This window comes from Paenibacillus algicola (assembly GCF_005577435.1).
In the GTDB taxonomy this organism is placed as follows: domain Bacteria; phylum Bacillota; class Bacilli; order Paenibacillales; family Paenibacillaceae; genus Paenibacillus_AQ; species Paenibacillus_AQ algicola.
In genome coordinates, this window is sequence record NZ_CP040396.1 from 763,823 (window position 1) to 778,826 (window position 15,004).

Consider the following 15,004-nt stretch of genomic DNA (forward strand, 5'->3'; position numbering starts at 1 on the left):
AGCGATGAAGAATAATAGACAGAGGAGAATGGGGGAAAGCCTGTGAAGCTCCGTCGTAAAATCCTGCTGGCTATTATTCTTCTTGTGTTTATCCCGGTGATCGCTATGGGGAGTGTGACCTACTACACGTACTCCCAGGCCATGGAGAAGAAGTCCAGTCATTTTTACTGGATATCGCTTCAGGAAACGGATCGCCGTCTGAAATTTGCACTGAATGAGATTACGACCATATCCAATTTTGCAATTACCCAGCAGGCAGTTCAGCAAGCCTTGAAGCAGCCGGAATCCGCTGTGACCTATAACCGCCGGCAGGAAATGAACAATTTAATCCATCACCCGATGATTCTGTCCTTTGCGCTGTATAGTCATGACCGGCTTATCTACTCCGACAGTGACGCTTATACCCTCGCAGAGCTCCAGGCCCAGGAATGGTATGGCCGGGTCGTGGAAGCGCAGGGACGTCCGGTGTGGGCAGGACCGGGAGAGGACCGTGCTGCGGGAGCGCTGATCTCTGATCAAGCCCCTTCCGCAGGGCGTATTGAAATCGCTTCCGGGGCACTTATTCAGGCGCGGACCATTAAGGATTACCACTCTTTGGAGGACATCGGGACGCTCATCATTTACGTCAAGCCTGATTTGCTAGACCAGGTGTTTTGGGAGGCGGCAACGTTAAAGCAGGGAGACATCCTGCTGGTCAATCAGGAGGGGCGCATCGTATTCGATAAATCCGGGGAGCGGATCGGGGAGCATGCAGCGTTTCCTTTTTTGGAGGCGGGCTACAGCAACGGCAAAGGCTATTATGTAGATGATGATCTCGGGGAGTCGTCACTCATTACCTATCTGCCTTCACATCACAAGGAATGGTTTCTGGTCGCGGTGACCGAGAAGAAGCTGATCGCCTCGGAGTCGTCCTATATTCGCAATCTGGCGCTGCTGCTGGGCGGAAGCTCGCTGCTGTCGGCGTTTTTGTTTGACCGCTTCTTTGTCCGGAGGCTCGTGCAGAGCATCATTGGGGCGGTCAACGGCATGAAGCAGGTGAAGCGGGGCAGCTTTGTTCCGATTCCTTCACCAGGGCGGGCGGATGATGAAACCGATCTTTTAATTGATGGCTTTAATCGGATGAGCGCCCAGATTGAAGAGCTGCTGCAGCAGATTCAGACCGAGCAGGCACGCAAGAAGGAGGCTGAAATGCAGGCACTGGTGGCGCAGATCAATCCACATTTTATATATAATTCTCTGGAGTCGATCAATTCGATGGCGGTGCTGGAGGGCAACCGGAATATTAGTAAAATGGTTATTTCGCTCGGCAAGCTCCTGCGGATCAGCATTAACGAGAATCAGGAGCTAATCCCGCTTAGTATGGAGCTGGAGCACGTCAGGCATTACATGAACATCCAGAAGTTTCGCTTTGAGGATCAGTTTGATTATGAGATTACGATTCCCGAAGAGCTGAAATTTGTCGTCACTCAGAAGCTGATTGTGCAGCCCATTGTAGAGAACGCGCTATATCATGCCATTGAGCCTATGGAGGAGCCGGGTCTGATTCGTATTGCGGTCAGCGATGCGGGAGACGAGGTATTCATTGATATTACGGATAACGGACCTGGATTCTCTAAGGAACGGCTTCAAAAGCTATATGGTGAAGAACAGGGACCCGCGAGAAAGTATCGGGAAAACGGTGTGGGATTAAAAAATGTTCATGAACGCCTTCAGATTCGCTTTGGCGGGCGTTATGGCATGATGATCTGCTCCGCGCCGGGCTTCGGCTCGACGATCCGTATCCGGATACCGAAAATGCTGCCATGAAGGGAGAGCAAGCATGAAGACTCCAAAAATATTGGGAGCCCGGGGATGGGTTGTACTGTATATGTGTCTGATGACGTTACTTGTAGGCTGGATGCTGCTGCAAGATCGTGAAGTCATTGAAGAGGAGCAGGGTGAGAAAATAACGCTCACCTTTCGACACTTTTGGAATAAGGAGCATGACCGCCAAGTGCTTGACATCGTAACAGAGGTCATCAGCAGCTATCAGGCGGAGCACCCGAATATCAAAATTAACTTTGAAGGAATGGACCAGACGATTCACCGGGAGCAGAAGCTTAAGAGTGAAATGGTTACCGGCACGCCTCCGGATATGTTTGTACTGTTCGGCGGAGCGGAGATTGAGCCTTACGCCCGGGCTGGGCGCCTAATGGATTTATCGGAGTTTGTGCAATCCCGCGGTTTGAACGGGGAGTTTACAAGCCTTTCATTATGGACCTTTGATGGCAAAATCTTTGGGCTTCCCATCGAAGGGCATGCTGAGCCGCTCTATTATAACAGGGACCTGTTTCAGCGGCTCGGACTTCAGCCGCCCCGGACGCTCGCCCAGCTGAATGAGATCATAGAGAAGTTGCTGAAGCGGGATGTGATTCCATTTGCGTTAGGCAATGAGGACCGGTGGCCGGCTGCAATTTTTGCCCATTATTTCATGGATCGATATGCCGGAGCTGCCTTGATTGAGCGCTTGGCACGGGGAGATGAAGGCGTCCGTTTTGACAATGAGCTGTATTTGAGTGCCTTTCAGCATTTCCAATCCTGGATTGAGCAGGGGGCCTTCGGCCCTTCGCCCAACACTTCCTCGACAGAGGAGGCCATTGCCCTGTTTACCGGCGGGCAAGCCGCGATGTATTTGAACGGGAATTGGGATATTAATCTGTTTCAAAGTGAAGAAGACCCGGATTTTCAGCAAAAGGTGGGTGTCATCCCGTTTCCTTCTCTTCGGAACAGCGAGCCAAGGTCTATGGCCGGCGGATATACGATCGGTATTGGTCTGTCCTCCGAGCTTGTAGATCCAGAGAAGCAGGCGGCGTTAGGGTTAATGGAGGCCTTGTACACGGAGGATGTGCAGGCTCGCATCGTGTATGAGGGTCGGAGGATTCCGTCAATGAAAATTCCGTTTGATCCGGAGCGGACTGGACCGGTATTTGCCCAGGTCATTGATTTGCTGGAGCAAAGCCCGGCGAGCTTTCTCGCTTATGACAACGTCATTTCTCCGGAGGTCAAAACATCATTTCTGGAGGTCATTGAGGACCTTATCAGCGGTAAAACCAGTGCAGGAGCAGCACTTGAGCAAATTGAGCAGTCCTCCCGGGCGTATTGGGAGCTGCGCAAGGATGCGCGCAGGTGACAAAAAAGGGAGGCTGGTGTGCTTATGGAGGAGAAGCGGTATCGTGTTATCCTGGTGGATGATGAGCCGATCATTCTCCGGAGCTTGAGAGCAGCAATTCCATGGGAAGAGCTGTCGATGGAGGTTGCCGGTGAAGCAAAGAATGGAGAAGCGGCGCTGGAGCTCGTCAAGCAGCTCCAGCCTCACGTACTGATCAGCGATATCCGTATGCCGGGCCTGGATGGAATTTCTTTAATGAAGGAAGTAATGCAGGAGCAGCCGAAGCTGTTTTTTATTTTTATAAGCGGCTACGGAGAATTCGAGTATGCCCGGGAAGCGCTGCGGGAAGGCGCCTTCGATTATCTGCTCAAGCCGATTGATCATGAGGAGCTGGCGGCTTCACTTCTGAGAGCTGTTGCGGCTTTGAAGAAGCAGGAGGAGAATGACAGGATGCTGCACTCTATGCAAACCCTGTCCCTTCTGGCCAGAGAACGCCTCTTTACTGAGCTGATTGAGGGCAGCCGCAGCCCGCTCCTTCAGCTGCAGTGGCTGGAGCATAATGAGCTGGACCAGAGCTGGTATATGGCGGTGCTTCAGCTTGACCGTTTCGAGAAGCTGGAAGCGGCCTGGAGCCGGGATGAGAAAAGGCTGTGGCTGTTCGCAATTCGGAATATATTGGAGGAATGGTTTGAGAACAGCGGCGGCCTGACTGTGTTTCCGTTTCGGAGCGGAGAGTGGCTGCTCATCTTTCCCGAGCGGATGAAGGAGCTGCAAAAGCAGCTTGGTCATGAGCTTATTTCTTTGATAAAACGGCATACAAAGCTTTCCGCCTCCGTCGGCTTCAGCTTGACGGCGTCGGGTATGCAGCAGCTGGGAGAAGCCTATGAATCGGCCACCCGGGCGCTGTATCAGCGTTTTTATACGAATGGAGAAGGCGTCTACTGCGCGGAGCAGAATATCAGGATTAGCACCTCTGCCGGGAGCTCCTATCCAAAAAATCTGGAGGCCTCCCTGTTGGACCGTGTAAGAACGCTGGATCAGGAAGGACTGCGCTCAGGCCTTCAGGAGGTGTATGCTTACCTGGAAGCACAAGGCTGCCTGAGGCCTGCGGCGGAGCAGATTCTGGTTGAGCTGTCGGTCGTATTGTATCGGCAATTTAAGGATATGAGGACCGGGCAGGAATGGTCATTGGAAGAGCTGCTTCAGGACATCCATGCTTCCGACAGCCTGAAGGATATGATGTCCGTGCTTCAGATCACGCTGGCGCGCTGGATGAAGGACAGTGCTGCCGAGCCCTCCAGGGAGGATATGCACACGGTCATGGAGAAAGCCCGCAGCTATATTCAGGAGCACTATCAGAAGGATTTATCGATCGAGGAGGTGTCAGAGTATAGCCATCTTAGCATCAGTCACTTTTGTACGTTGTTCAAGCAGTCCTCCGGCTATACCTTCGTGGAGTATTTGACTCTCTGTCGTATCGAGAAAGCGAAGCATATTCTGAGAAATACGAGTGTGAAGGTATATCAGGTGGCGCCGCTTGTCGGCTATCAGGACCCCAGATATTTCACTCAGGTATTCAAAAAGGTTACCGGTCATACACCTACAGAATACCGGGAGTCGGTAAGTGCACAATAAAAAACACCTTCCCTTGCAAATGCGGGAAGGTGTTTTTTTGGGGGAATAATAAATGCGTTGTCTGTTGTTAAGGTTACGAACGGTTGCGTCTCATCGAACCCATAACCAGGCTGACGATGAAGACCAGTGCAACGGCACCGATAATGGCAGGGACGATGAAGAAGTCACCAATTTCTGGACCCCAGTCACCAAGAATCAGGCTACCGAGCCATGCGCCGATGAAACCGGCAATAATGTTACCGATGACGCCTCCGGGAATATCTCTTCCCATAATCAGACCTGCGATCCAACCAATGATACCACCAACAATGAGAGACCAAAGAAAACCCATGATTATCACCTCGTTAAAATTTTTTTAACTGTCTGTGCTTTACTATTAACCAAAGAAGCTCCGTTTAAACAGCTACCGACACAGAAAAAATGGAATCCTGTTGTAAGGGGTATGTTATATATAAGAAATTAAAAATAACGATATGGAGGGAGAGTCTGTCATGGAAAATCACAGCTTGCTAAGAACCGGTGCAGTCGATACCGAGGAGGTCACCCCGGATCTATTGTCCATGAGAACGCTAATTGCCAATGTGCTGATGGTAGGACAGCCGCAGCAAGGCAGCTGGGTGCTGGTGGATACCGGCATGGCCAAGTTTGCAGACGCCATTGCAGACACTGCAGTCCAGAGATTTGGCCGCCCGCCCGCATGCATTGTGCTCACACACGGGCATTTCGACCATGTCGGCACGGTGAAGGAGCTGGCAGATCGTTGGAATGTTCCCGTGTATGCCCATGGGCTGGAGCTTCCCTATCTGACAGGGAAGGCAAACTACCCGCCGGCAGATCCTACGGTGGGCGGAGGCTTGATGGCGCGGGCAGCGCCAGCGTATCCGAACGAAGGCATTAATCTTGGCACACGCGTTCACGCTTTACCGAAGGACGGATCACTGCCGGAGCTGCCGGAATGGAGATGGATCCACACACCAGGCCACAGTCCTGGCCATATTTCACTATACCGAGAGCGGGACGGCGCCCTCATTGCAGGCGATGCGTTCATTACCGTGAAGCAGGAATCGGCCTTGGCGGTCGTGACCCAGAGTAAGGAGCTTCACGGACCGCCGATGTATTTTACGCCTGACTGGGAAGCCGCGGAGCAGTCCGTTCAGAAGCTTGCCGCATTAAAGCCTCAAGTAGCAATTACGGGACATGGCGTTTCCATGGCAGGTGCCGAGCTGCAGGAGTCGCTGCTCCGCCTCGCGGAACATTTCAAAGAGATGGCTGTGCCGAAGCAGGGCAAATATGTAGAGGACAGACCGTAGGCCGAGGCTGGACCATTCTTAATATGGCCTGACTCCCGGATGCTGGAGACATCCGGGAGCTTTTGCCGCAGCTGCCCATGGTATAATATCATTTACGAGAAAGGGGAGAGCTTATGAAGATATTGGTGTTGGCGGAGAAGCCGTCGGTAGCTAGAGAAATTGCGCGGGTCATGGGGAGCCGCGAGAAGCATAAGAACTATTTTGAAGGACCGAAATATGTAGTTACCTGGGCACTGGGGCATTTGGTAGGGCTGGCCGAGCCGGAGGATTATGATCCCAAATACCAGACCTGGGCGCTGGAGGATCTGCCGATCCTGCCGGAGCGCATGAATCTGAAGGTGCTGCGTGAAACGAGCCATCAGTTCAAGACCGTACAGCATCTCTTGAAGCGCCAGGATATCGGGGAGATGATTGTAGCCACGGACGCGGCACGGGAAGGCGAGCTGCTGGCCCGCTGGATCCTGAGCATGGCGAAATGGAACAAGCCGTTCAAGCGTCTATGGATTTCTTCCCAGACAGACAAGGCGATTCGGGAGGGCTTTGCTTCCCTTAAGCCGGGCAGTCAGTTCGATCGTCTGTACGAGTCCGCACGCTGCCGGGCGGAGGCAGATTGGATGGTCGGCTTGAACGTGACGCGCGCGCTGACGTGCAAATTCAATGCACAGCTGTCTGCCGGGCGGGTACAGACGCCGACGCTGGGCATGATTATGCAGCGAGAGAAGGACATTACCGGCTTCCGCTCCCAGGAATTTGATACGATTCAAGTGGATCTTGGGGGCTTTGAAGCCTCGTGGCGGGCGTCCGGCGGTGACGGACGCATCTTTGACCGCAAGCAGACCGAGGAACTGAGGGCCAAGCTGTCTTCAGGAGCAGCCCGCGTCATCACGGTGAAAAAAAGTGAAAAAGCCGAGCCGCACCCGCTGGCGTACGATTTGACCGAACTGCAGCGGGATGCGAACCGCCGTTTCGGCTTCTCAGCCAAGCAAACGTCCAGTGTGCTGCAGCGTCTGTATGAACAGCATAAGCTCGTTACATATCCGCGTACAGACAGCCGTTACTTAACAAGTGATATGGTGTCCACGCTTAAAGAACGGCTGGAGAGCGTAGCCATCGGCCCGTATGCTGCGCTGGCCCGTCCACTGCTTCGCAAGCCGATGCAGCCTGGCAAGCGAGTCGTTGATGACAGCAAGGTGAGTGATCACCATGCGATCATTCCAACAGAGGAAACGGTGCTGCTGAACAAGCTCAGCGCAGAGGAGCGCAAGCTGTATGACCTGATCGTGCGCCGGTTCATCAGCCTGTTCTATCCTCCTGCGAAATATGATTCCGTGTCGGTCACCCTCAAGCTGGAAGGCGAGCAGCTGTACGCCAAGGGAACGACCGTTAAAGACAGCGGCTGGCGCGAGGTGTACGGAGGCGATTACGAGACCGCGGAGGAGGACGATGCAGATCTCGGCGTTTCGGAGTCAGCCGGAAAGCTGCTGCCTCCGCTGCAGGAAGGCGAGCAGCTTCAGGTGCGCCGCTGCATCGTCAAGCCGGGCCGCACTCAGCCGCCGAAGCGGTACACGGAAGCCGAGCTGCTGACCCAGATGGAGAAGCATGGGCTCGGCACTCCGGCAACGCGCGCGGACATTATCGAGAAGCTCGTCAGCTCTGATACGATTGAGCGGCAGGGCTCGTTGCTGCATCCAACAGGCAAGGGCAAGCAGCTGATTGAGCTGGTGGCGCCGCAGCTGCGTACGCCGGAGCTGACCGCAAGCTGGGAAGCGGACCTGGAGATGATTGCCAAGGGCCAGGGCAAAGCGGAGCCGTTCATCCGCGGCATTCGGGAGATGACAAAGGAGCTGGTCGCGGGAGTCAAGGGGAGCACGGCGGAATATACGCCGCATAATGTATCGGCCAGCCATTGCCCGGACTGCGGCACGAGGCTCCTGGAGAAAAAGAGCAAGCGCGGCAAGCTGCTGCTCTGTCCCAGCGACGACTGCGGCTATAAGCGATCCGGGGAGAAGCGTCTCTCCAACCGCCGCTGTCCTCAGTGTCATAAGAAGATGGAGCTGAAGGAAGGCAAGGCCGGGATGTTCGTGCAGTGCCTGGGCTGCGGCATTACGGAGACGCTGAATAAAGACAGCAAGCATATTAACAAACGGGAGGAACGTAAGCTCGTTCAGCAGTATGGTAGCAAGCAGGAATCTCTGGGTAATAATCTGGGGGAGCTGCTGAAGGCTGCGATGGAGAAGAACAAAGACTGATTTCCCTTCTTGAACAGAGGGAGAAATCGGCTTTAATTTTACATAGAATTAACTCAATAACTGCTCCCCGTAAATTTTTCCGCGTTATGGTAGGAAAGCAGCGTCTTTGAAAATTCATTTTTTCATAGACCAGTGGTTAGATCCATTCCGCTAAACAGCGAACGAGGAGGAGTATAATTCTATGGAAAAGGTATTGGCGAAAAAAATGATCAGCAGCATGCTGAGCGCAGTTGTTGTGGCAGCATCCGTTCTTCCCGGCCTGGCAGGAGCGGCAGGTACAGCGGGTACAGCAGGTGAATCAAAGGGGTTTGAGCTCCGCATTTTACATACGAATGATACCCACGCGCATTTGGACCAGGTCGCCCGCAGGGTGACGGCAGTGAATGCAGCGAGAAACGACAGCACTTTGCTGCTGGATGCCGGCGATGTATTCTCCGGGACGCTGTATTTCAATCAATATAACGGACTGGCCGATCTGTATTTCATGAACCTGCTGGGCTATGACGCTATGGTGCTCGGAAACCACGAGTTTGATAAGGGTCCCAAGGTGCTGGCTGATTTCGTCAAGCAGGCCAAGTTTCCGCTGCTAAGTGCGAATATTGATTTCAGCACCGAGCCGGCACTGCAGAAGGAGTCTGATCAGGCCATCGGCGTGCCCGCAAGCAACGGCAAAATCTATCCGGCAATGATCAAGGAAGTAAACGGAGAGAAGGTTGGCATTATTGGACTGACGACTCCGGACACCGCGGTGCTCTCTTCTCCGGGTCAGAACATCAAATTTCAGGACGAGGTGGAGAGTGCACAGCAGCAGGTGGATGCCTTTGAAGAAATGGGAATTGAGATGATCATTGCATTGACTCATTTGGGCTACAATGCCGACGTGGCGCTTGCCGAGCAGGTAAAGGGGCTCGATATTATTGTGGGCGGTCATTCCCACACAATCCTGAATGAACCTAAAGTGGTGCATGCGGATGAAGAGCCTACGCTCATCGTACAGACGGGTGAGTACGACAACAACCTGGGCCAGCTTGACGTCACCTTCAATGATGAAGGCGTGGTTACAGCCTGGAAGGGCCAGCTGATTCCTCTGAATAAGAAGGATGATGCAGGCAACTACACCATTGCCAGCGATCCGGCTGCTGCTGAGAAGCTGGCTGAGTATGCAAAGGCGCTGGAGGAGCTGAAGAAAACCGTAGTCGGGAAATCCGGCGTGGAGCTGAACGGCGAGCGTGAATCAGTGCGCAAGGAAGAGACAAACCTCGGCAATCTGATGGCGGACGGAATGCGCTCCAAGGTGATGAGCATCGTCAAGGACCCGGATGCCAAAGCTTATGTAACCATTCAGAACAGCGGCGGCATCCGCGCCTCGATTGGGGCGGGCGATATTACCCTGGGGCATCTGCTGACGACGATGCCTTATGGCAATAATCTGACGGCTTTGAAGATGACCGGGGAAGAGATTGTTGCTGCGCTGGAGAACGGAGTCAGCGGCGTGGAGGACGGAGCGGGAAGGTTCCCGCAGGTGTCCGGTTTGCGCTTCTACTATGATTCCACGAAGCAGCCGGAGAAGGTGGACAGCGTAACCGGAACAACAGAGCAGGAAGGCCAGCGGATCGCAAGTGTGCAGATTCTGAATGAAGATGGCACGTATTCCGATATAGACCCGGATGCTTACTATATCGTTGCCACGAACTCCTATGTTGCCGATGGCGGCGACTTCTACAGCTCCATGAAGCAAGCCAAAGAGGACGGGCGTTTATATGAGCTGAATCTGGTCGATTATGAGGTGTTTCGCGAGCATCTGGATCAGGTGGGGAACGTCAAGATCTCTACCGAAGGACGGATCACCGATCTGCTAGGAGCGGCGCTTCCGGCTGAAGCCGGAGGAAACGCTGGTGCCACTAACGGCCCTGTATTCAAGGACATCGTCAATGATCCGGCTCTGGCTATGATTCAGGAGGCAGCAGAAGCGGGAATCATCAAGGGCTATGAGGATGGCACCTTCCGTCCGGACCGTGTCGTTACACGGGCGGAATTCGCCGTCTTGATCAGCCGGGCATTTGACATGAAGAAGGCAGGAAATGCAGCGGAGTTTACGGACGCCCATCTTATTCCTGCCTGGGCGCAGGATTCTATCGCTGCATTGGATGGAGCCGGACTGCTGAAGGCATGGCCGGGCATGGCATTCAAGCCTATGGAGCCGATGACAGCATCTGAAGCAGCAACGCTGCTCCGCGCAATCTCGGACAGCTACGACGTTACCGGAGAGGCGAAAAGTCTGACCCGTAAAGCGGCTGTGCTCCTGATCATGGAGGCACTCTGATATCCAGAAAGTCCTGACAGTGAGGCCCTTGGTCTTTGAGGCGTGAAGCTAGAGGCTTCATCCGTAGACCAGGGGCCTTTTTTAATTGAAAATGGCGCTGCATTGTAACCTTTGCGCGGCACTTTAATTATAGAATAGGATGGAGTGACTGGATAGCCATTTCATTCCAATTAGATGAGGTGAAGGAGGAGTATGGCATGGAAGAAACAGCAAGCCGCATTCAATGGGGCATTATGGGGACAGGCTGGATTGCCGAAAAGTTTGCTGCCGATTTGAAGTATGTCAATAACGGAAGCCTTGCGGCCTGCGGGTCGAGAACTGACGACAGCGCCCGGCGCTTTGGGGAGCGCTTTGATATTCCTCGTACATATGGATCTTATGAAGAGCTCGTGCAGGATCCGGCACTGGATGCCATTTATGTAGCAACGCCGCATCCGCTGCACAAGGACAATGTGCTGCTTGCACTTCGCGCCGGCAAGGCTGTGCTGTGTGAGAAGCCCTTTACGATGAACAGCCGCGAGCTGGAGGAAGTGATCCAGACTGCGAGAGACCACAAGCTGTTCCTGATGGAAGGCATGTGGACCCGCTTTCTTCCGCCTATTGTACAGGCAAGACAATGGATTGCGGATGGCCGGATTGGCGAGGTGCGTATGTTGAAGGCGGAATTTGGCTTCAGGACGGAGATGAACCCGGAGCACCGTCTGTTCAAGCCGGAGCTGGGAGGCGGTGCACTGCTGGATGCGGGCATCTATCCGGTTTCGTTCGCTTCTATGGTGCTGGGAAGTGCTCCTTCAAACCTTAGCAGCACGGTACATTTTTGCGAGACCGGGGTTGACGATCAGTTTACGCTGCTGCTGGAGTATGAGGATGGAAAGTCAGCCTCTTTAAGCAGCGCTACGCGCCTGGCCTTGACCAATGACGCCGTCATTTATGGAACGGAAGGGCGGATCCGGATTCCTGGCTTTTTCAATGCCCGTGAAGCCTTTCTTTATGAAGGCAATCAACAGACCGAGGCCTATCAGGATGACCGGGTCAGTGACGGCTATGCCTTTGAAGCCGAAGAGGTTGGACGCTGCCTCATGAACGGCGCCCTGGAGAGCGCTGTAATGCCTTTGGATGAATCCCTAGCCATTATGAAGCTACTGGATGGGGTGCGGGAGCAGTGGGGACTTCAGTACGAGGTTGAATAAAAAAAACGGGGCATAAGCTTCCCTTCGTTGGCTCACTCTAGGTAGTACAGGGGGGTGAAGTGATATGCCGATCCATAAGCCAAGAAAGATCAAGAATCAACAAAACCACTCTAGCCTTCTGGAGGAAAGCCAGACGGTGAAGCCGCAAAAAGCAGCTCATACACCGCCGAGCCTGAACGGAATCCCGAAGCAGGAATCGTAAGCATTTTGCCGGAATGAAATAGCATAGAGCCCCTTAGTTCATTGTGTTCTCCTCCCGTCACTTTTATAATAAAACGGAAGAAGAACGCGGGATAGGGGGCTTTTATAGTGAGGACAGCACTGATCATATGGTTTCTGTTTATTAATCTGACCTCATATCTGGTGATGTCCGAGGACAAGCGCCGGGCACGGCTGGGCCGCGAACGGATCCCGGAGCAGACGCTGTTCCTGCTTGCGGCAGGAGGCGGGGCACCGGGAGTGCTGGCAGCGATGTACCGCAAACGTCACAAGACCAGGCATCTCTCCTTTCGACTAGGAATACCGCTGCTGTTGTTTGTAAACGCGGTCATTTACGGGTACTTATGGACATAATAAGCAGGCTAAAGGGCATGCTCCGGGGTTTCACCTTACCGGGTTGAAGGTTAATGAAGGGCAATTCTTTCTTTAACCTGGGAATGAGGTGGGCTACATGCTGTTCAAAAATATATTGCTGGCTTATGACGGATCGGAGCTGTCCGAGAAGGCACTAGAGCAGGCGCTGGGGCTGCTGAAGGTCATGCCGGAGGCAGCGCTGGATATCGTGCACGCTTATGAATTTCCTCGCTTTTTCATCGGAGAGGGCATTGCGCCGGTTCCGGGAACGGTGAATAAGGAGATTTTTGATGTGGCGGAGCAGACGACGAACGAGCTGAAAACCCGGCTGCGCGAAGCCGGTGTGGACGGGAACGTGCAGATGATTCAGGGTGCACCGGGAGAGGTGCTGGTAGAATTTGCTGTTCAGAACGGGAATGACCTGATTGTGATCGGCAGCCGCGGTCGCAGCGGGATCCAGGAATTTATGCTGGGAAGCGTCAGCCATCATGTCGTTCAGCACGCCGGCGTGCCGGTGCTGGTCGTTAAATCATAATTCGAGAGCGGGGACACGGCTTCAGGGACACCATGGGTGTTCCTTTTTTTATAGGGCGTGCCCAGCAAAGCACGCATCTTCTAGCCGGTGAAAGTCCGGTCACAGGAGGGACCAAGCCCCTGTGTAGCTAGGATACCTGCGTATGGCGAAATCTGTGCGTAGAAGCGTATCGACATAAGTACCTGTCAGAGACAGGGCGAGCAACATACCAGGCTGTAACATAAAGTGAATCCTGCCGCGTCGTCAAAAAGGCCTCGCAAGAGGGGAAGAGGAAGCCGAGTCTCGTGCATATGGACGAAGGCCATGGAAGCTGTTCAGAACTTGGAACGACAGTGAAGAATCCTCCGGCGTAAGGGGATCGGCATGGTATGAAAGAGGATGCAGTGAACTGGGGAGGCCCTCCCCTGCACGTTTTTTTTTGAAACCGTAAAGAGACGCTCTATAAGCCTAAAAGGTGAAGTGAACCGTCTGCAGGAAGGGAGTCCGAGGGGCTCATAGTACCGAAGAATGCAGGACAACACAACCTGCAGGAGGGAAGGAGCCCTGCTTTGTTCAAGTTTCTTAAGGAGGTACGAGTCAGTGAATGCCAAACGGCTAACAACACCAAAGGAAAACGTTCAACAACTCCAAGAGAAACTAGGTCATGCGGCCAAGGAAAGCAAGAAGCGAAGGTTTCACGCGTTGTACGACAAGGTCTATCGAATAGACATCCTGTGGGAGGCATGGCGAAGAGTACGAGCTAATAAGGGTTCAGCAGGAATAGACGGAGAGACACTGGCAGACATCGAGAAACAAGGAGAGGTGCTCTTTGTACACGAATGTCAACGTCTTCTTAAGGAAGGCAATTATCATCCACAACCTGTAAGGCGCCACTACATTCCAAAGAAAGATGGCAAAAAGCGACCGCTGGGCATTCCCACGGTGAGAGACCGCGTCATCCAGATGGCAGCGAAACTCGTCATGGAACCGATCTTCGAGGCGGATTTTCAGGAAACATCATTCGGGTTCAGGCCAAAACGAAGTGCAAAGCAAGCGTTAGATCGCATTCGGAAAGCATGTAACCGCAAAGGAAATTGGGTGGTCGACGTCGACATCCAAGGCTACTTCGACAACATCAATCAGGAGAAACTCATTAAGCTGGTAGAAATGCGAATCAGCGATAGACGAATTCTGAAGCTGTTGAGGAAGTGGCTAAGTGCGGGTGTCATGGAGGAAGGCAATGTCAGACGCTCAGATTTGGGTACACCACAAGGTGGGGTCATTTCACCACTGCTGGCGAATATCTACCTGAATTACTTTGATCTCCTGTGGGAACGGCATGGCAGAAAAATGGGGGAACTCACACGTTACGCGGACGATCTGGTGGTCATCTGCAAAACAAAGAAGGATGCAGATCGGGCGTACGAACTCATTAGAGTTATTATGGACCGCCTAGAGCTAACGTTACATCCAACCAAGACACGCATCGTTGGACTATGGACAGGAGAAGAAGGCTTTGATTTTCTAGGCATGCACCATCGAAAGACGAAAGCCGAGACATCCAAAGGCAAAGTATACTATACGACCCAGCAGTGGCTGTGTCGCAAGGCGGAAGAGCGAATCCGAGAGGTCGTGAAGGAGCGACTTGCTCCGCCGAATATGCGTCACAAGACTTTCCAGGACCACCTGGAATATTTAAACCCAAAAATACAGGGGTGGCGCAACTACTACTACACAGCCTACAGCCAAAAGAAGATGGCAAAACTAGATTGGTACATCTTGCAGCGCTTAGCAAAGTGGGTTGCCAAGAAGCGTCAACGCACGCGATGGATGAGTTCATTAAGCGAAGTGAAAGCATTGTCCAAACAATATGGACTTAAAACGCTCTTGTGATCTGCACGCACATGAATGACGAACATCGGAAAGCCGTATGAGGGAAAACCTCACGTACGGTTTGATGAGGAGGGGCAGAATTTATCTGCCCTTTACTCTAGAACAGGAGCCTTGATTTTACAAAAAGCGAACATTAGATTTTACGAACAACTAAACGTTCGTGTTTAGG

12 protein-coding genes are annotated in these 15,004 nt (G+C 53.0%); 11 read left to right on the forward strand and 1 reads right to left on the reverse strand.

What is annotated here, in order from left to right:
• Positions 1-42 precede the first annotated feature (42 nt).
• The 3 genes from E6C60_RS03480 to E6C60_RS03490 are packed head-to-tail and all read left to right on the forward strand — an operon-like array spanning position 43 to position 4,783.
• A complete protein-coding gene (locus E6C60_RS03480; RefSeq protein WP_138224550.1) occupies positions 43-1,806 on the forward strand; it encodes a cache domain-containing sensor histidine kinase in 1,764 nt (587 codons plus the stop codon).
• Between the two features lie 13 nt (positions 1,807-1,819).
• Positions 1,820-3,169 carry an ABC transporter substrate-binding protein gene (locus E6C60_RS03485; protein WP_138224551.1) on the forward strand — a complete coding sequence of 450 codons (1,350 nt, stop codon included), beginning with the start codon at positions 1,820-1,822 and terminating at the stop codon, positions 3,167-3,169.
• 24 nt (positions 3,170-3,193) lie between these two features.
• On the forward strand, positions 3,194-4,783 hold the full coding sequence (locus tag E6C60_RS03490) for a response regulator transcription factor (RefSeq protein ID WP_138224552.1): 1,590 nt from the start codon (positions 3,194-3,196) through the stop codon (positions 4,781-4,783).
• A gap of 73 nt (positions 4,784-4,856) precedes the next feature.
• Here E6C60_RS03490 and E6C60_RS03495 read toward each other — a convergent pair whose 3' ends face one another.
• Positions 4,857-5,114, reverse strand: a complete 258-nt coding sequence (locus tag E6C60_RS03495) for a GlsB/YeaQ/YmgE family stress response membrane protein (protein ID WP_138224553.1) — start codon at positions 5,112-5,114, stop codon at positions 4,857-4,859.
• A 160-nt stretch (positions 5,115-5,274) separates the two neighbouring features.
• Between E6C60_RS03495 and E6C60_RS03500 the strand changes: the two genes are divergently transcribed.
• The 8 genes from E6C60_RS03500 to ltrA all read left to right on the forward strand — a co-directional run bounded on the left by E6C60_RS03500 (position 5,275) and on the right by ltrA (position 14,835).
• A complete protein-coding gene (locus tag E6C60_RS03500) occupies positions 5,275-6,093 on the forward strand; it encodes an MBL fold metallo-hydrolase (RefSeq protein WP_138224554.1) in 819 nt (272 codons plus the stop codon).
• A gap of 113 nt (positions 6,094-6,206) precedes the next feature.
• Positions 6,207-8,342: a DNA topoisomerase III gene (locus tag E6C60_RS03505; protein ID WP_138224555.1), complete on the forward strand. Its 2,136-nt coding sequence runs from the start codon at positions 6,207-6,209 to the stop codon at positions 8,340-8,342.
• Positions 8,343-8,523: 181 nt separating this feature from the next.
• The gene (locus tag E6C60_RS03510; protein WP_138224556.1) at positions 8,524-10,665 is read left to right on the forward strand and encodes a 5'-nucleotidase C-terminal domain-containing protein; all 2,142 of its coding nucleotides are present in this window, start codon (positions 8,524-8,526) and stop codon (positions 10,663-10,665) included.
• 197 nt (positions 10,666-10,862) lie between these two features.
• On the forward strand, positions 10,863-11,855 hold the full coding sequence (locus E6C60_RS03515) for a Gfo/Idh/MocA family protein (RefSeq protein ID WP_138224557.1): 993 nt from the start codon (positions 10,863-10,865) through the stop codon (positions 11,853-11,855).
• A 64-nt stretch (positions 11,856-11,919) separates the two neighbouring features.
• Positions 11,920-12,057 carry a hypothetical protein gene (locus tag E6C60_RS20810; RefSeq protein WP_175415173.1) on the forward strand — a complete coding sequence of 46 codons (138 nt, stop codon included), beginning with the start codon at positions 11,920-11,922 and terminating at the stop codon, positions 12,055-12,057.
• A 107-nt stretch (positions 12,058-12,164) separates the two neighbouring features.
• Positions 12,165-12,428, forward strand: coding sequence for a DUF1294 domain-containing protein (locus tag E6C60_RS03520; protein ID WP_138224558.1), 264 nt, complete (start codon positions 12,165-12,167; stop codon positions 12,426-12,428).
• Positions 12,429-12,525: 97 nt separating this feature from the next.
• Positions 12,526-12,963: a universal stress protein gene (locus E6C60_RS03525; protein ID WP_138224559.1), complete on the forward strand. Its 438-nt coding sequence runs from the start codon at positions 12,526-12,528 to the stop codon at positions 12,961-12,963.
• A gap of 579 nt (positions 12,964-13,542) precedes the next feature.
• Entirely contained in the window at positions 13,543-14,835 is a 1,293-nt protein-coding gene (gene ltrA / locus E6C60_RS03530) for a group II intron reverse transcriptase/maturase (RefSeq protein WP_138224560.1), read from the forward strand.
• Positions 14,836-15,004: the final 169 nt, after the last annotated feature.